Below are 16,246 nucleotides of genomic sequence, written 5' to 3' on the forward strand. Positions count from 1 at the left end.
TATATAATCAAATTCGGTCGGGAAATAGTGCGGCACTGCTGAACCGCAGATGAGCAGCCACCATTCTGTCCCCCATGTGCAGTCGGCCTTACACACCCAGATTACGAAATGCCAGCCGGAACAGGAAACTGTTGCCACGGCGTGCATCGCCCGTCGGCTGGTAATCGCGCCGCCAGGTCAGGCTGAGCGAGAGGCAGTCGTCATCATAGGCCACGCCGAGGCGATGGCGGATCGGGTCAAACCCGTCGGAAAGGGTGGTGGGATCTTCGGTCGTGTCGGTCAGATCGATAATGGTCGACCCGAAAACCGACCAGTAACGCGCCACACGGACACGTCCGGCAAGGCGGATTTCCTCACGGTCCGAAAGGTCTTCGACCGTTGGACCGATATTGCGGTTGAGCTTCAGATAACCGGCTTGGACATAAGTGCCGCGCGATCCGATGGTCGCGTCAATTTCGTTGCGCCGTACCGCAAGATTGTCCTTGTCCAGCCGGAAACGGTGGGTCAGCTTCACGAAATCCTTGAAACGGAATTCGCTGCGTCCGACAATATCCGACGCCTTGTCCGAAAGGCCGGTGCCATCGGGGAAGATCGACTGGCGGTTCGACAAACGGTAACTTTGTCCGATATTGATATCGGCGGTGAAATTGGTTTTCCGTAAGGTCCAGTCGAAACCGTAGGTGATGCGATAGTCATCCTCAAACCGGTCGTAGCCCGGGAAACGGTTGAGGGCGAACAGGTTGCTATCCTCCAGATCAACAGCGCGCGAATCTTCGTTCGGAATTTTCAAATTGCTGACCGAAGGTGCGGCGACCAGCTGGATACGGGGCGTGAAAATCTGGGTTCCGCCAAAGGCTTTGCCCACGAACGGCCATTTGACGTCCATGGCGCCTGCAAAAATGGCCCGGCTTTGCCAGCCGCTGTTGCCGCGATAAATCACGGTGGTCGTGCTGGCATTTTCGTCGCTGTGGTAAACATCGCCACGGGCGAGGGCGGTAAAGGTGACTTCCTGGCCCAGGCCGGTAATCTTGCGCAGATCCCATTTGACGGAACCGAAGGCGCGCTGCGTATCCTGTCCGGCAGTGCGGCCGATGGCGAGGCTGTTTGCCTGCAACTGGATCGTGCCGCCCAGGAGCGGATCATTGAGGCGGCGGCGGTAATCAATCTCGGGCAGGGCGATGGGTGCCAGCCCCTGCCTGTCGCCGGTCCGCAAGGTCTGCACGGCCCAGCCGGCAAGCGAGAAATAGCTGTTCTCGTCGATCCGCTCGGCCGCAAATGTGGACCGCAGGCGGTCGTCGCGGCTGATATCGTAGCGGCGCAGGAATGTCCGGTCGGACGCATAACGGCCCGAAGCGGATACGGACCAGTTGGGGTTTAGCTGGAACCGGCCTGCACCCTCGACATATCCGCGGAACACATTGCTGCCCGTGGGGATGACCGCACCGCTGGTGTCGATACGGTTACTATAGGTGCCATAGGCCGCGATTTCGAAGGCGCCGCTTTTTTCCAGCGAGCGGAATTTGACCTGGCCCAGCGGGGCTGCGTCGGAAAACGCCGTGATGGACCCTGTCAAATCCCGGTTCTGTGCGATACGCCAATAATAGGATTGCTCGATCTCCAGTCCGTTGTTGCGCGAAAAGCCGACGCTTGGCACCAGAAACCCGCTGCCCGCCTTGGTATCGACAGGGTGCGACAGAAAGGGGAGCGGCACAATCGGCAGGCCGAACAGCTCGATCCGCGCACCCTGATATTTGACGCGCTTGGTCGCGGGGTCATAAACGACCTTCACCGCTTTCACTTCCCAGCTCGGCTTTTTGGGGCAGCCATCGGGGCCTTCGACCTTGCACGCGGTGTAGGCGGCATAGTCGAGCGAATAGACACCATCCTTGCGCGCGCCCCTTTTGGCGGCGAGGCGGCTTTCGTCAGCCAGAACGACGAGGAGATTTTCGACGATCCCGTCCTTCAGCGTGTCGGTGACGACAATCTTGTCCCCATAGGCGACATCGCCTTCCGGGCTGACCGACCGGATATTCCCCTCGGCCGTCACTTCGCCGCTGTTGCGGTTCCACACCACCGTATCGGCGCGCAGGGTGTAGCCGTCGCGGTTGACCACGACGTCGCCCTTGGCGGTAACGATTTCGGTGTTGGAGTCATATTCGACAACAGCCGCTGCAAAGCCAATCTGGTCCTCTGCCGCTTTGGTCTCCACCGGCGCAGGCGCGGCTTGCGCGAACGCCGCGGCTGGCAACGCGCCGCCTGCAAGCAGCAAAGCTGCCAGCAAAAGCCGGGAAGAGGAGGGCTGTAGGGCGGGGATAATCATAAAAACCGGCACGTCCTTTATAGCCGCTCTAAGCTCAGGTCCACCCATCTTGCGCCGGATGGCTGTATATGTGGTTAACAGCGGACAAACTGTGCTTATCTTTTGCTTTAAGTGACAGGCCAAATGGGCCTATAGAGCGCGGCCATAACCAACGCCCAGCGGAAAGGCTGACTATTTCCATGAAGATTGAATTTGTCCCCACACGTCCTGCCGAAGCCGATGTGCTCGCTTTCATCGTTACGAAAAGCAGCTTTGAAGGATTCGCATTCCCCCTCGAAAATGCGCAGATGGTGCACGACACCGCAAAGCTGGCGCGCTTCAAGGGTGAAGCCGGACAAAGCTTTTTGCTGATCGCCAGCGAAGGCGGCAAGCTGGTCCGTATCGTCCTGCTGGGCGTTGCTGACGGAGATGCGGGCGATTACCAGAAGGCGGGCGGTGAAATCATCGCCAAGGTGCAGACCTCGGGCGCCAAGCATATCGCCATCCACGCCGAAAACCTCTCGGCGCAGGCCGCTGCCGAGGCTGCCTATGGCGCGACCTTGCGCAACTGGCGCATGGATAAATACCGCACCAAGCTTGCCGAAACGGCAAAGCCCTCGGTCGAGGCACTCAGCGTCGCAGGCGCACCGGCAGAGGCCGCAGCTCTGTGGACGCGCTATGCCGCGATTGCCGACGGTGTTGCGCTGACCAAGGAACTGGTCACCGAGCCTGCCAACATCATCTATCCCGAAAGCTTCGTCGAACGGTGCAAGCATCTGGCGGACCTCGGCGTAGAAATCACCATCCTGGACGACAAGCAGATGGCCGAACTCGGCATGGGCGCGCTTCTCGGCGTGGCACAGGGATCGCGGCGTCCGGCACGTCTGCTGGCGATGAAGTGGGACGGCACCGGCGGCGCGCAGGAACGTCCCGTGGCTTTTGTCGGCAAGGGCGTCACCTTTGATACCGGCGGCATTTCGATCAAGCCTGCCGCAGGCATGGAAGATATGAAGTGGGACATGGGCGGCGCAGGCGCCGTTGCCGGCGTGATGAAGGCGCTCGCCGGACGCAAGGCCAAGGCCCATGTCGTCGGCATTTGCGGCCTTGTCGAAAATATGCCCGACGGCAATGCGCAGCGTCCCGGCGACATCGTCACCTCCATGTCGGGGCAGACGATCGAAGTGCTCAACACCGATGCCGAAGGCCGTCTGGTTCTGTGCGATGCCCTGCACTGGACGCAGGAAACCTTTAACCCCGAATATATCGTCGATCTGGCGACTCTGACCGGCGCGATCATCGTTTCGCTGGGCAGTGAATATGCCGGCATGTTCACCAACGACGATGGTCTTGCCGACAAGCTGAACGCTGCGGGCAAGGCTTCGGGTGACCAGTTGTGGCGCTTCCCGTTGTCCAAGGCCTATGACAAGATGATCGACAGCCCCATTGCCGATATGAAGAATATCGGCGGCAAGGGCGCAGGCTCGATCACCGCGGCCCAGTTCCTGCAGCGCTTTATCAAGGAAGGCGTGAAGTGGGCGCATCTCGATATTGCCGGGACCGTCTGGGCCGACAAGCCCGGTGCCGTCTGGGACAAGGGTGCGACCGGTTTCGGCGTGCGCCTGCTCGACCGCTTTGTGGCCGATAACTTCGAAAGCTGACGCCAAAAGGCGATGCAAGTCGACTTTTACCAGCTGACCCGCGACCCTGCCGAAAAGGTGATCCCCGTCCTCGCCCAGCGCGTGCTGGACGGGGGCGGGCGGCTGCTTGTCGTCAGCGGCGAAGGGGATCAACTGGACCGGCTGTCGGCCGCCTTGTGGAACGCCCGACCGGACAGCTTCCTCGCCCATGCCAAAGCGGGCGAGGGCGACGATGCGTTGCAGCCCATTCTTTTGTCGCCTGCGCCGGACGCTGCCAACAGCGCCCGCTTTGTCGCGCTTGCCGATGGCAAATGGCGGGACGAGGCGCTGCAGTTTGAACGCGTCTTCTATCTGTTTCCCCCCAGCCACACAGACAATGCCCGCACCGCCTGGCGCGCGCTAGCCAATCGGGACGATGTCGAGCGCCGCTACTGGAAACAGGATGGCGGCAAATGGGTGCAGGGCCCCTGATTTTGTGATAGGTCGCGCTTCTATTGCTGGAGGAACGACATGCGACACTTTATCCCATTTGCTGCGCTGCTGGCGCTGACCGCTTGCGGAAGCAAGGAAGAAACAACCACGGTTACCACCGCCGATGGTCAGGAAATCAAGATCACATCGGACGCCGACAATAATTCCGAAAGCGGCACCATCACGTTCGAGGGCAAGGATGGCGAAGGGAAAATCACCTTCGGCGATGCCGCCGCGAAAGAGGGATTGCCGCTGGGCATGCCGGTCTATCCGGGCGGCGAAGTCAAAGGCGCGTTCATGGGCGGCAGCGAGAAGGAAGGTTCCGCAGGTGGTATGGCAACCGTGATGACCAAGGATGCCCCGGCCAAAGTGGTCGATTTCTACAAGAAAGAGGCGGAAAAGCGAGGGTTGAAGATCGAATCGCAGGCAACATCATCGGCAAATATGGCGAGTTTTACGGCAAAGGGCGCAAATGACAGCTCGCTGGTGGTCACCGCAACACCCAGCGACGAGGGCGGAACGGCAGTAGTTCTGATCGGTGGGGCCAAGCAATAGGTCCTGACCCCGGACAGCCATCACAACCCTTGCCATGCTGCGCCGCAGCGGCTAGAGGCGCGCCAGTTTTTCACACATCATAATCAGGAGTTTCTCCCATGGCGGTTACCCGCACCTTTTCGATCATCAAGCCTGACGCAACCCGCCGTAACCTGACCGGTGCGGTCACCAAGATGCTGGAAGACGCCGGTCTGCGTGTTGTTGCGTCCAAGCGTATCCACATGACCCGCGAACAGGCCGAAGGCTTCTACGCCGTACACAAAGAACGCCCCTTCTTTGGCGAACTGGTCGAATTCATGACCAGCGGCCCAGTCGTCGTCCAGGTTCTGGAAGGTGAAAACGCCATGCAGCGCAACCGCGACATCATGGGCGCAACCAACCCTGCAAATGCCGAACCCGGCACGATCCGCAAGGAACTGGCCGAAAGCATCGAAGCCAACACCGTCCATGGTTCGGACAGCGAAGAAAATGCCGCGATCGAAATCGCCTATTTCTTCAAGCCGGAAGAAATTGTCGGCTAATTCGCGCGACAAAAGAATTTGAATAAGGGCTGCACATGCAAATGTGCGGCCCTTTTTCTTTGCTTGCCGAATGGACGACGCTAAGTATCGCCGGAAACGGAGAGACATATGATCGGCATGGGTGAGGGCGAAAACTGCCCCTTTGCATTTAACTTCGACCCCGCAACGTTCAAGGTTGGCGATACGGTCAGCTACCGCGTGACAGGTAGCCTTGCTGACTTTCCTTTTGTCGGCACTTTATTGGAAGTGCATGATGACTATGTCGTCATATCACCGGGCGAAAGCGAACCCGATGCACGCTACAAGGGGACCCGCGAAAGCAGGCCTTTGGTGGATGAAACGGAAATCGGTTAAAGCAGTATGACAGAACGCACTTCACCAACGAGGTGGTGCTGTTTCTCAAACCTTTCGCATTTCCCAGACATCGTTGGAATATTCGAACAGGGTTTCACCATTTTCAACATGCGATGATTTTCCACCGGTCATCAGCATCCGTGTGCCGTCCGTCCACGTCGCCATGCCTCCCCGGGCGGACCAGGGAGCCGATATCGGGGTCCAGTCCCGGCCATTGGGTGAAACGATCATTTCGCTTTTGAACGCACCCGAACGGTTTGCCCCGACAAGCCAGAGTTGGTTGTCAAAGATCTGGGGGACATAGGCCGTCGGATCGGGTTGTCCCACATGATCGGCGATTTTTGTCCATGCGCGACCATCCTTGGTGGACCAGACTTCGCTGCGTATGATGTCGCTGCCCGGTTCGCCATCAATTTCGCCGCCACCAATCAGGAGCAACCGGTCCTGAAATGCGACCGCTTTCGCTTGGGTCCGTGGGGACCAAGGGGGATCGGGCATCTTGTCCCAGGACTTTCCGTCTGCTGAACGCCAGATATGATTGACGCTCTGTCGCCCGTCAAAGCCGCCCAATATCCAGATAAAGCCGCCAAAACTGACGCAGCCGTAGAATATCACGCCGGGTAAGGATGGCGTATCCAGTCCTTCCCACCGTCGATAGTCCGTTGTGCGCCAGACCTTTTTGTCGATCGTAAATTCCTGATAATTTCCCTGATGCCGTTCGAGCGCGAAACTTGCGTTTCCGTGCTGAACGACGCCCATATAGGCGGTGTTGTTGGGAACAGCCGGCAGGCTTTCCTTTGTCCATGTGACGGCATCGGTCGATGACCATGTGCCGCGGGGATGCAGGGCGAAAAATCGGCCACCCGGCGCGACATGTACATGGTAATTGTAGGATTTCGGGTAAGGCGCCTCGTCCAAAATCCGTGTCCACCGATATTGTGTGGACGGCGCTGTGCCCCGTTCATCCGCCGGAAAACAGGAAACGGCAGGCAGGCTCGCCATGCCCGTCAAAACAGCCCTGCGGCTCATGTAGAAATCATTTGCCACGGGGGTATTTTAACCCCGCTGGCAATTCAGGCGCAATGGATTTTACAGTTATTATTTAAAGCAACCAACTTCAATTTAGTCGTACCATACCGCTATGGGTCTATGGCCCGGAGTAATGGCACAATGTTCAAATTTGATGCCATCTGTCCAGCCTTCCCAAACCTTATCCGGAGCGAGTTCATCCGGGAACAATTGTCTTACCGCTTCCGGTGATGCGGAAGTCATGATCCAAATTGTATCTGAAAATGGCCAGTCTTTCCCGGGATTATCTACACAGGTGATTTGGATACGCACATCGCTGACATCCGCCCTATCCCTAATCTCCTGCAATAAAGTGAGAAACTCGTCCGGGGTTGGTTCCGACATTAAATTGCACCCGATGGAACCAACAAATTCGTTGCCGTCGAAAAACTCTTCAATTGTCAGTAGAGGAGTGGGTACCGACCTGTCTTCGGGATTTCCATTTCGCATCACCCGTTGTGTGACACGCTTTAATGGCGTCGACTTTTCCCACCATTTGAACATCAAAACTCCCCCGCCACATCTATAAGCTTTGTCAGCTTCTTCGGGGCCACCGCGCGCCAGCTTTTGGCGAGCCAGTCGGCGATATGGTCCCAGTCGGTGTCGCCCAGATCCAGCCGGATGCCGATCCATCCGTCGCCGAAATAGGCCGGGCGGTAATAGCGGTCGGGGTCGCTGTCGATCAGCATGGCCTGTTCTTCCGCGCCGCTGATCTTCACCAATATAGCGGTTTTGCCGTCGCCATGGTGGTCGACGGAAACATAGGCGAATTTTTTGCCGCCTATGATGCCGAAACAGGGCATGCCGTGGGACGATATCTCGTCCGCCTCCGGTTGCGTCATTGCGCGTTCGCGGACTTGCGCGACCAGCCATTCGGGATTTTTATCGCGCGACACATAGGCGGACAGAACACGCGGATAAAGTTGGTGCTCGGCCAATTTTACCCGTGCGCCAAGCGTTTCGGCAGTATCGTCAGGACGAATGGCGACCTCTGTCTGGCCAAGGACCGGGCCTGCATCAAGTTCCGGGGTCACCAGATGTACGCTGCATCCCGCCACCTTATCGCCCGCATCCAGGGCGCGCTGATGCGTGTGCAACCCGGTATATTTGGGAAGCAGAGACGGATGGATGTTGAGCATCCTGCCATCCCATTGCTCGACAAAGGCGTCGCTCAATATGCGCATATAGCCTGCAAGCGCGACATGGGTCGCGCCGGCTTTTTCGATCTGCTGCTGCATGATCGCGTCGAAGGCAGCGCGATCGACGCCCTTGTGCGATTGGGCGAAAGTGGCGATGCCTTCGCCTTGCGCCAATGACAGCCCTTCGGCATCGGGGTTGTTGCTGGCCACCAGAACGATTTCATAGGGACAATCGGGCTGTTTGGCGGCGTAGAGCAGCGCGCCCATATTCGTGCCGCTGCCCGAGATCAGGACGGCGACTTTGGCTCTGTTCATAAAGCCACCTTCAAACCGTCATCCTGAACTTGTTTCAGGATCTTAATTTGATACGGGGCAACGAAACTAAGGCCCTGAAACAAGTTCAGGGTGACGGGAATTTTGGGCATGGGATTTTCATCCCGCATGCGTCGCGGTCCAGTCGCTCTTCGCACTCCATGTTCCGGCGCTGCCCGATACGGTGCAGCCTTTTTCTCCGGCCGCGATATGGCCGATGCGGTATGCGGTTTCCCCGGCGGCTTCCATGGCTGCCATTACCTCCGCTACATCCGCAGATGCCACAACCACGGCCATGCCGACACCGCAATTGAACGTGCGGGCCATCTCCTCGGGCTCGATATTCCCCTGCGCCTGTAAAAAGGCCATCAGGCGCGGCTGTTGCCATGCGTCGGCATCGATATGCGCATGCAGACCGGCGGGCAGGACGCGGGGAATATTTTCCAGCAGTCCGCCGCCGGTGATGTGCGCCATGGCGTGCACTTTGCCCGTGCGGACAAGCGGCAGAAGTGATTTTACATAGATACGCGTCGGCGCCATCAGCGCGTCGATCAGCAACACATTCTGGTCGAAAAGGGCAGGGCGGTCGAGTTTCCAGCCCTTGTCGGCGGCCAGGCGGCGCACAAGGGAAAAGCCGTTGCTGTGCACGCCTGAGGATGCAAGGCCGAGAATGACATCGCCGTCGGCGACCTTGTCGGCGGTCAACACCTGTTCACGTTCGACCGCGCCGACGCAGAAACCGGCAAGGTCATAGTCGCCATCGCTGTACATGCCCGGCATTTCGGCGGTTTCGCCGCCTATAAGGGCGCAGCCTGCCTGTTTGCACCCTTCGGCAATGCTGGCGACGACGGCGGTGGCCACATCATTGTCGAGTTTGCCGGTGGCATAATAATCAAGGAAGAACAGCGGCTCTGCACCCTGAACAATCAGGTCGTTGGCGCACATGGCGACAAGGTCGATACCGACCCCTTCATGGCGGCCCGATTCGATGGCCAGTTTCAATTTGGTGCCGACGCCGTCATTGGCGGCCACCAATAGGGGATCGTTGAATCCCGCCGCCTTCAGATCGAAAAAGCCGCCAAAACCGCCAAGATCGGCGTCTGCGCCTGCGCGGCGTGTGGCCTTGGCCAAAGGCGCGATGGCACGCACCAGTGCGTTGCCGGTTTCGATGGATACACCCGCCTTGGCATAAGTGTAGGGTTCGGATTGCTGATCTTTTGCGTCCATTTGTCGCCGTTAGCGAGAACAGGGTTGGAATTCCACGTCTATGTCGCCTAAAGGCAGGGTGATGTTAAAAATGGGCGGGAAATGGTTTCGGATTGCGGCGATCGGCCTGCCTTTGGCGCTGGTCGGTGGCGGCATTGTTGTGGCCCAGATCGAAGGCCCCAAGCGCGGCATTGCGCCCATTGCAAGCTCGGGCGATTTTGAAGTCACCGGCGTTTCGGTCAATATCAGCGGGAAAAATGCTTTTGAAGCCCGGCAAAAGGGTTGGGAAGAGGCGCAGCGTCTCGCCTGGGCCGCCTTGTGGCGCAAAACCCATGGCAGCGCGGGATCGACCCTGTCCGATTCGACGCTGGACGGCATTGTCGCTGCGATCGTGGTGGAAAATGAACAGATTGGCCCGCGGCGCTATGTCGCGAAGCTGAGCGTTTTGTTCGACCGTGCGCGGGCGGGCCAGTTGCTGGGGGTCAGCGGGGTGACGATCAAGTCTGCGCCGCTCTTGCTGTTGCCCGTTACCTATTCCGCCGGTGCGCCGACCGTCTTTGAACAGCGCACGTCCTGGCAGCGCAGCTGGGCGAAATTCCGCACCGCCGAAAGCCGCATCGACTATGTGCGGCCAAGCGGGGCAGGGGGCGAATCGCTTCTGCTGAATGCCGGGCAGATGGACAGGCGCAGCCGCATCTGGTGGCGCACGATCCTCGACCAGTTCGGTGCGGCGGATGTCATCATTCCCATTGCGCGTATCGAGCGGCAATGGCCCGGCGGCCCGGTGATCGGCCGTTTTTCCGCGCGCTATGGTCCGGATAACAAGTTTCTGGGGTCTTTCACCCTCAAAACCAGCAGCAGCGCCGGGATACCGGCGATGATGGACCAGGCCGTGGTGCGGATGGACCAGCTGTTCCAGGCGGCGCTGACGGCAGGAACGCTGCGCGCGGACGCTTCGCTTGTCCTTGAACCCGAGGTGGTGGAGGAAGAAGAGCTAGAGACCGAAGAGGAAGTGCCGCTGGAGGGTGTGGTCGATCCCAATATCGAGGCGCCTGCGGTGCAATCGCTGGAGGATGTCGTCCGGTCCATCGCGCCCGAGCCCGCGCCGCAGCGGGAGCCAGCCGCCCCGGCCCCGGCCCAGCCTCCGCGTCCGTGAGCGATCATCGCCGGTAAAATGCGCCAGATTGCCTTACCCTTGGACGAATTGCGCGGTGGCGCTTCGTCCAGCCTGATTATCACCCCATCCAATGCCACCGCCTTTGCGGGGCTCGGCAGTGCGGCAAGCTGGCCACGGCATTGTGCGATCCTCGTCGGGCCTGCGCGGTCGGGCAAAAGCCTGATGGCGCGCTATTTCAGCGGGCAGGGCGGGACCGTGGTCGACGATGCGGAGACCAATGCGGCCGAAACCCTTTTCAACGCATGGAACCGGGCGCAGGAAAGCGCTGTGCCGCTGCTGCTCATCTCGCGCTGGCTTCCAGCGGACTGGAACATAGCCTTGCCCGACCTGAAATCGCGGCTGGGATCGGCACTGTTGCTGGAAATCGGCGCGCCCGATGACGAGATGATTGAACAGTTGCTGCAAAAGCAGCTGGCCGATCGCGGGGCGGCGATCACCATGGACGCGCTCAGCTATGTGAAACGGCGTATCGAGCGCAGCTATGCCTCGATCGAAAGCTTCGCCCGCGCGGCAAATGCCATGGCGCTGGCCGAAAATGCGCCGGTCAACCTGACTTTGGTGAAAAAGGTGCTCGACGCCTAGCCGCAGTTGATGCGGGTGATGACCATGTCGTCATTATAATGGACGTTCAGCCGGTCTGCGCGATAGTCCATCGTTGCCATAGAACGCGGCGGCATCCAGCGCAGCGAGGCGGAACCGCTTTCCTTCACCAGCTTGCTGCCGAGTTCAGCGCTGCTTTTCTGGCCGATGGCATATTGGACCGATTCGGCGGCACAGGCAAAGCCGCCCGCCTTATCCGCCGGCACCGGCTCGGTGGTATAGGGCGCCTTCCGCTCCGGATTGGCGCAGGCGGAGACCGCCACACAGGCAAGCAAAGCGACTATTCTCATGGTGCCAGATCCTCTTCATGGGTGCGCGTCATCTTCAGCTTACCATTGACGACGGCAAAGGCCAAACGGCCTTCGACCAGATCAAGCGCATCATGGCCAAATTGTTCGTAGCGCCAGCCGGTCAGAAGCTCCAACCCATCCCGTTCGCCCGCCGCCAGCCGTTCCAGCTCTTCGGTCCGCACAATCAGGCGCGGCGCCACATTTATTTCGCGCGACCGGATTTTCAGCAACAGCTTCAAAAGGTCGGCGACCAGCGAGCCTTCCTTGCCGCCACCTGCACCATTGCGGTGCCGTTCGGGCAGGTCATCCTTGGACAGCGGGCCGGCACCCTCGATGACGGCCATCAGGCGCGCGCCGATTTCATTGTCCCGCCAGGCCGGCGATAGTCCGCGCACCTTGGGCAAATCGGCCTGCGACTTGGGTGGGTGCGAGGCAATATCGGCGAGCGTTTCGTCCTTCATGATCCGCCCGCGCGGGATATTCTTGCGCTGCGCCTCTTTCTCGCGCCAGGCGGCCATTGCCTTCAGCCGGCCCAGCACATCGGGCTTGCGCGACTGCACCTTGATCCGCATCCAGGCTTTATCGGGATCGTTGCGGTAGTTTTCCGCATCGGAAATCCGCTCCATCTCGTCATTCAGCCAGAGACCGCGGCCCGTGATCTTCAGCTTTTCGAGCATTTTGGGGAATATCACCGACAAATGGGTCACATCGGCAATGGCATAATCGATTTGCCGCTTGTCGAGCGGGCGGCGCGACCAGTCAGTAAAGCGCGCGCCCTTGTCGAGCTGGATACCCATCCACAGATCGACCAGATTGGAATAACCGATCTGCTCACCCTGACCCAGGGCCATTGCCGCAATCTGCGTGTCGAACATCGGGTGCGGCGTCTTGCCCGTCAGGTTGAAGAAAATCTCGATATCCTGCCCACCGGCATGGAAAACCTTCAGCACATCTTCATTATTGCACAAAAGGTCGAGCATCGGGGTCATGTCCAGCCCCTCGGCCTTTGGATCGATGGCGGCGGCCTCGTTCGTATCGGCAAGCTGGATCAGGCAAAGGTCGGGATAATAAGTATTTTCCCGCATAAATTCGGTATCAACGGCGACAAATGGCGATTGCGCAAGCCGCGCGCACAGTTCGGCAAGACGTTTGCTGTCGGTGATGAGTGGATGAATCTGCATGCGGCACGGGCCATAACAGGCATTCACGACTTGACAAAGTGTTGCTGCAAGGTTGTTAGGCGCGCTTTCCACAGCTTTTTTGAATTGAGTAAACAATGCACGCTTATCGCACGCACAAATGCGCGGAACTTCGCGCTTCCAATGTCGGAGACACCGTCCGCCTGTCGGGCTGGATCCACCGCAAGCGCGATCATGGCGGCGTCCTTTTCGTCGACTTGCGCGACCATTATGGCATGACGCAGATTGTCGCCGACAGCGACAGCCCCGCTTTGCCCGTTCTGGAAGGTCTGCGCCTGGAAAGCGTCGTCACCATCGAAGGCGAGGTAAAGGCGCGCAGTGAAGCGACCGTCAACCCGAACCTGCCGACCGGCGAAATCGAATTGTTCGCACGCAGCGTGACCATCCTCAGCAAGGCGGAAGAACTGCCGCTGCCCGTCGCCGGGGAGCAGGAATATCCCGAAGAAACGCGCCTGAAATACCGTTTCCTCGACCTGCGCCGCGAAACATTGCACGCCAATATCGTCAAGCGGACACAGATTATCCGCGAAACCCGCCGCCGGATGGAAGATATCGGCTTTACCGAATATTCGACCCCGATCCTGACCGCGTCCAGCCCCGAAGGCGCGCGCGACTTCCTCGTGCCCAGCCGTATCCACCCGGGCAAATTCTTCGCGCTGCCGCAGGCGCCGCAGCAATATAAGCAGTTGTTGATGGTGGCCGGTTTCGACCGCTATTTCCAGATCGCACCCTGCTTCCGCGACGAAGATCCCCGTGCCGACCGTCTGCCCGGCGAATTTTACCAGCTCGATCTGGAAATGAGCTTCGTCACACAGGAAGAAGTGTGGGACACGATGGAACCTGTCATGGCGGGCGTGTTCGAAAGCTTCGCAGATGGCCGCAAGGTAACGCCCGCCGGTGAATTTCCGCGCATTCCCTATTCCAAGGCAATGCTCGATTACGGCACCGACAAGCCTGACCTGCGCAATCCGCTGATCATCCATGATGTGACCGACCATTTCCGCAAGAGCGGCTTCGGCCTGTTCGAACGCATTGTCGAAGGCGGCGGCGTCGTGCGTGCTATCCCGGCCCCCAATACGGCGGAGAAGAGCCGCAAATTCTTTGACGACATGAACGACTGGGCGCGCAGTGAAGGCCATGCAGGTCTTGGCTATGTTACGCGCAAGGGTGGCGAATTTGGCGGACCCATCGCCAAGAATCATGGCGAAGAGGGCATGAAGGCACTTTACGAGGCCATCGGCCTTGGTCCCGATGACAGTTGTTTCTTTGCCGCTGGCAAGGAAGATCAGGCCGCAAAGCTGGCCGGTGCCGCACGTACCCGAACCGGCGAGCAGCTTGATCTGGTGGAAAAGGATGCGTTCCGTTTCTGCTGGATTATCGATTTCCCTTTCTACGAATGGGACGAAGAGGAAAAGAAGCTCGATTTTGCGCACAACCCGTTTTCCATGCCGCAAGGCGGTCTGGAGGCGTTGGAAACGCAGGACCCGCTGACCATCAAGGCATTCCAATATGATATGGTGTGCAACGGTTATGAACTTGCGTCGGGTTCAATCCGGAACCAGCATCCCGATTTGATGGTCAAGGCGTTCGAACTGACCGGCCTGACGCAGGCAGATGTCGAAGAACGCTTTGGCGGCATGTATCGCGCATTCCAATATGGCGCGCCTCCGCATGGCGGCATGGCGGCAGGTGTCGACCGTATGGTCATGCTGCTGTGTGGCGTGCAAAATCTGCGCGAAATCACGTTGTTCCCGATGAACCAGCGCGCCGAAGACCTGCTGATGGGTGCCCCGTCGCCCGCCATGGCAAAGCAACTGCGCGAATTGCACATCCGAGTGGTGGAACAACCGCCCAAGGCATAGGATTCCGGTCCATCGTCCAAACATGTCCCCCTTTAGTACGCTGCTGAATGGGGGGCTTGTTTGCGGCGGCAACTGCATTGCATAACAGTGTCATGATAGACCTATCCGACTATGAATCCGGTGCCAAATATGATGGCGATTATGATGCGGATCTAAAGGCGCTGCAGGACCGCATGGCGGAATTGCAATCGCTTCACATCCTGCACGGCGCGCGCACGCTGATCATCGTCGAAGGATGGGATGCGGCCGGGAAGGGCGGCGCGATCAAACGCCTGACCGCCACACTGGATCCGCGTTATTATCAGGTGTTCCCCATCTCCGCACCGACCCGCGAGGAAAAGGACAAGCATTTCCTCTGGCGGTTCTGGAACAAGCTGCCGGGCAAATGCGAAATAAACATCTGGGACCGCAGCCATTATGGCCGCGTGCTGGTCGAACGGGTCGAAGGTTTTTGCAGCGAGGCCGAATGGCGGCGCGGCTATGACGAAATCAACGAATTTGAATCACGCCAGGGTGAAATCGGCACCAAAATCATCAAGCTGTTTCTGCATGTGACTCAGGAAACGCAGGACAAGGTCCTGACCGAACGCCTTGAGGATCCCGCAAAACGCTGGAAAGTTACCGCAGAAGATTTCCGCAACCGCGACAAACGCGCCGAATATCTCGATGCGATGAAAGACATGTTCAAGCGCACCGACACCCACTGGGCGCCCTGGACCGTAATCGACGGCAACAACCAGAAAGCCTCACGCATCGCCGTTCTCGCGCATGTGGTAAAAGAACTGGAAAACAGCGTCCCGCAATTATTCCCGGAAGCCGACGAAGCCATCCTGAAACTGGCAGAAGACGCGCTGGGGTATAAGGCGGATAGTTGAGTCCAACCCGCACCGTCGGAGCCCCTCTCCAACTCCGCCTAGGCCTTGCGGCCAAGGCTCCGTATCCTCTCCCCTAAAGGGGAGAGGCGAGGCACATATCCCTCTCCCCTTCAGGGGAGAGGTACGCAGTCTTACGGCTTTAGCCGTTAGACGCAGTGGAGATGGGGAGGTCGGGCACTGCCATTCCGCTATTGAACTATCTCACAGTCGAGCTATCTATAAATAGTGCGAAATCAAACTCTTATCTTAAGAGCAAAGCAAATGCGTCGCGAGGCGACTCCGCCCGAACGTGCCTTGTGGGCATGTTTGAAATCAGACCAACTTCTTGGCGCGAAGTTTCGCCGGCAGGTTGTGATAGGCCCCTATATCGCAGATTTTGCATGCCGGTCGCCTGTGAAACTGGTTGTTGAACTCGACGGCGAGTCTCATGGCGCGCAAACTGAATATGACGCAAGGCGCACACACTATCTTGAGCAACTAGGATATCGTGTCTTGCGTTTTTCCAATCCGGATGTGTTCCGCAATAGGGAGGATGTGCTGGCGACGATAGCACTAAATCTCACCGCCGAGCCCCTCTCCAACTCCGCCTAAAGGGGAGAGACGAGGCATATTTCCCTCTCCCCTTCAGGGGAGAGGTACGCAGTCTTACGGCTTTAGCCGTTAGACGCAGTGGAGAGGGGG

At 58.8% G+C, this 16,246-nt stretch carries 17 protein-coding genes; 10 read left to right on the forward strand and 7 right to left on the reverse strand.

Annotated elements, in window-relative coordinates; translation table 11 throughout:
• Positions 1-88 precede the first annotated feature (88 nt).
• Positions 89-2,320, reverse strand: a complete 2,232-nt coding sequence (locus FOM92_RS02540; RefSeq protein WP_143775215.1) for an LPS-assembly protein LptD — start codon at positions 2,318-2,320, stop codon at positions 89-91.
• A 179-nt stretch (positions 2,321-2,499) separates the two neighbouring features.
• On the opposite strand from FOM92_RS02540, the gene FOM92_RS02545 reads away from it, so the two are divergent.
• The 5 genes from FOM92_RS02545 (at position 2,500) to FOM92_RS02565 (ending at position 5,837) form a co-directional block, all read left to right on the forward strand.
• The gene (locus tag FOM92_RS02545; protein ID WP_143775216.1) at positions 2,500-3,957 is read left to right on the forward strand and encodes a leucyl aminopeptidase; all 1,458 of its coding nucleotides are present in this window, start codon (positions 2,500-2,502) and stop codon (positions 3,955-3,957) included.
• 12 nt (positions 3,958-3,969) lie between these two features.
• A complete protein-coding gene (locus tag FOM92_RS02550) occupies positions 3,970-4,407 on the forward strand; it encodes a DNA polymerase III subunit chi (RefSeq protein WP_143775217.1) in 438 nt (145 codons plus the stop codon).
• 39 nt (positions 4,408-4,446) lie between these two features.
• Complete coding sequence (locus FOM92_RS02555) at positions 4,447-4,962, forward strand: YgdI/YgdR family lipoprotein (protein WP_143775218.1); 516 nt, start codon at positions 4,447-4,449, stop codon at positions 4,960-4,962.
• A 98-nt stretch (positions 4,963-5,060) separates the two neighbouring features.
• Complete coding sequence (gene ndk / locus FOM92_RS02560; protein WP_143775219.1) at positions 5,061-5,483, forward strand: nucleoside-diphosphate kinase; 423 nt, start codon at positions 5,061-5,063, stop codon at positions 5,481-5,483.
• Between the two features lie 108 nt (positions 5,484-5,591).
• Positions 5,592-5,837 (forward strand): hypothetical protein, encoded by a 246-nt coding sequence (locus FOM92_RS02565; RefSeq protein WP_143775220.1) that lies wholly within the window; start codon positions 5,592-5,594, stop codon positions 5,835-5,837.
• 45 nt (positions 5,838-5,882) lie between these two features.
• On the opposite strand, the gene FOM92_RS02570 is transcribed toward FOM92_RS02565, so the two are convergent.
• The 4 genes from FOM92_RS02570 to purM form a co-directional block, all read right to left on the reverse strand.
• Complete coding sequence (locus FOM92_RS02570; protein WP_143775221.1) at positions 5,883-6,866, reverse strand: kelch repeat domain-containing protein; 984 nt, start codon at positions 6,864-6,866, stop codon at positions 5,883-5,885.
• 93 nt (positions 6,867-6,959) lie between these two features.
• Positions 6,960-7,409 (reverse strand): hypothetical protein, encoded by a 450-nt coding sequence (locus tag FOM92_RS02575; protein WP_143775222.1) that lies wholly within the window; start codon positions 7,407-7,409, stop codon positions 6,960-6,962.
• Entirely contained in the window at positions 7,409-8,359 is a 951-nt protein-coding gene (gene purN / locus FOM92_RS02580) for a phosphoribosylglycinamide formyltransferase (protein ID WP_143775223.1), read from the reverse strand. Before purN ends, FOM92_RS02575 begins: the two co-directional genes overlap by 1 nt.
• A 117-nt stretch (positions 8,360-8,476) precedes the next feature.
• A complete protein-coding gene (gene purM, locus FOM92_RS02585) occupies positions 8,477-9,583 on the reverse strand; it encodes a phosphoribosylformylglycinamidine cyclo-ligase (protein WP_143775224.1) in 1,107 nt (368 codons plus the stop codon).
• A 61-nt stretch (positions 9,584-9,644) separates the two neighbouring features.
• Here purM and FOM92_RS02590 point away from each other — a divergent pair, with 61 nt between their 5' ends.
• Entirely contained in the window at positions 9,645-10,718 is a 1,074-nt protein-coding gene (locus tag FOM92_RS02590) for a heavy-metal-associated domain-containing protein (protein ID WP_143775225.1), read from the forward strand.
• Between the two features lie 18 nt (positions 10,719-10,736).
• Positions 10,737-11,321 (forward strand): P-loop NTPase family protein, encoded by a 585-nt coding sequence (locus FOM92_RS02595; RefSeq protein WP_143775226.1) that lies wholly within the window; start codon positions 10,737-10,739, stop codon positions 11,319-11,321.
• Here the strand turns inward: FOM92_RS02595 and FOM92_RS02600 are convergent.
• Complete coding sequence (locus FOM92_RS02600; protein ID WP_143775227.1) at positions 11,318-11,629, reverse strand: I78 family peptidase inhibitor; 312 nt, start codon at positions 11,627-11,629, stop codon at positions 11,318-11,320. The two genes, FOM92_RS02595 and FOM92_RS02600, sit on opposite strands and share 4 nt — an antisense overlap.
• A complete protein-coding gene (gene rnd / locus FOM92_RS02605; protein ID WP_143775228.1) occupies positions 11,626-12,810 on the reverse strand; it encodes a ribonuclease D in 1,185 nt (394 codons plus the stop codon). Before rnd ends, FOM92_RS02600 begins: the two co-directional genes overlap by 4 nt.
• 95 nt (positions 12,811-12,905) lie before the next feature.
• Between rnd and aspS the strand changes: the two genes are divergently transcribed.
• From aspS to FOM92_RS02620, 3 genes are all read left to right on the forward strand, one after another.
• A complete protein-coding gene (gene aspS, locus FOM92_RS02610) occupies positions 12,906-14,690 on the forward strand; it encodes an aspartate--tRNA ligase (RefSeq protein WP_143775229.1) in 1,785 nt (594 codons plus the stop codon).
• A 92-nt stretch (positions 14,691-14,782) separates the two neighbouring features.
• The gene (locus FOM92_RS02615) at positions 14,783-15,565 is read left to right on the forward strand and encodes a polyphosphate kinase 2 family protein (protein WP_246087127.1); all 783 of its coding nucleotides are present in this window, start codon (positions 14,783-14,785) and stop codon (positions 15,563-15,565) included.
• A gap of 261 nt (positions 15,566-15,826) precedes the next feature.
• Positions 15,827-16,156 carry an endonuclease domain-containing protein gene (locus FOM92_RS02620; RefSeq protein ID WP_246087128.1) on the forward strand — a complete coding sequence of 110 codons (330 nt, stop codon included), beginning with the start codon at positions 15,827-15,829 and terminating at the stop codon, positions 16,154-16,156.
• The last annotated feature ends 90 nt before the right edge of the window (positions 16,157-16,246 follow it).

The sequence above is a fragment of the Sphingorhabdus contaminans genome (assembly GCF_007280415.1).
Classification (GTDB): domain Bacteria; phylum Pseudomonadota; class Alphaproteobacteria; order Sphingomonadales; family Sphingomonadaceae; genus Sphingorhabdus_B; species Sphingorhabdus_B contaminans.

Bases quoted from the DNA above. Each gene is read 5' to 3' on its own strand.
- FOM92_RS02540 (WP_143775215.1), bottom strand. From the start codon at position 2,320: ATGATTATCCCCGCCCTACAGCCCTCCTCTTCCCGGCTTTTGCTGGCA.
- FOM92_RS02545 (WP_143775216.1), top strand. From the start codon at position 2,500: ATGAAGATTGAATTTGTCCCCACACGTCCTGCCGAAGCCGATGTGCTC.
- FOM92_RS02550 (WP_143775217.1), top strand. From the start codon at position 3,970: ATGCAAGTCGACTTTTACCAGCTGACCCGCGACCCTGCCGAAAAGGTG.
- FOM92_RS02555 (WP_143775218.1), top strand. From the start codon at position 4,447: ATGCGACACTTTATCCCATTTGCTGCGCTGCTGGCGCTGACCGCTTGC.
- ndk (WP_143775219.1), top strand. From the start codon at position 5,061: ATGGCGGTTACCCGCACCTTTTCGATCATCAAGCCTGACGCAACCCGC.
- FOM92_RS02565 (WP_143775220.1), top strand. From the start codon at position 5,592: ATGATCGGCATGGGTGAGGGCGAAAACTGCCCCTTTGCATTTAACTTC.
- FOM92_RS02570 (WP_143775221.1), bottom strand. From the start codon at position 6,866: ATGAGCCGCAGGGCTGTTTTGACGGGCATGGCGAGCCTGCCTGCCGTT.
- FOM92_RS02575 (WP_143775222.1), bottom strand. From the start codon at position 7,409: ATGTTCAAATGGTGGGAAAAGTCGACGCCATTAAAGCGTGTCACACAA.
- purN (WP_143775223.1), bottom strand. From the start codon at position 8,359: ATGAACAGAGCCAAAGTCGCCGTCCTGATCTCGGGCAGCGGCACGAAT.
- purM (WP_143775224.1), bottom strand. From the start codon at position 9,583: ATGGACGCAAAAGATCAGCAATCCGAACCCTACACTTATGCCAAGGCG.
- FOM92_RS02590 (WP_143775225.1), top strand. From the start codon at position 9,645: ATGTTAAAAATGGGCGGGAAATGGTTTCGGATTGCGGCGATCGGCCTG.
- FOM92_RS02595 (WP_143775226.1), top strand. From the start codon at position 10,737: ATGCGCCAGATTGCCTTACCCTTGGACGAATTGCGCGGTGGCGCTTCG.
- FOM92_RS02600 (WP_143775227.1), bottom strand. From the start codon at position 11,629: ATGAGAATAGTCGCTTTGCTTGCCTGTGTGGCGGTCTCCGCCTGCGCC.
- rnd (WP_143775228.1), bottom strand. From the start codon at position 12,810: ATGCAGATTCATCCACTCATCACCGACAGCAAACGTCTTGCCGAACTG.
- aspS (WP_143775229.1), top strand. From the start codon at position 12,906: ATGCACGCTTATCGCACGCACAAATGCGCGGAACTTCGCGCTTCCAAT.
- FOM92_RS02615 (WP_246087127.1), top strand. From the start codon at position 14,783: ATGATAGACCTATCCGACTATGAATCCGGTGCCAAATATGATGGCGAT.
- FOM92_RS02620 (WP_246087128.1), top strand. From the start codon at position 15,827: ATGCGTCGCGAGGCGACTCCGCCCGAACGTGCCTTGTGGGCATGTTTG.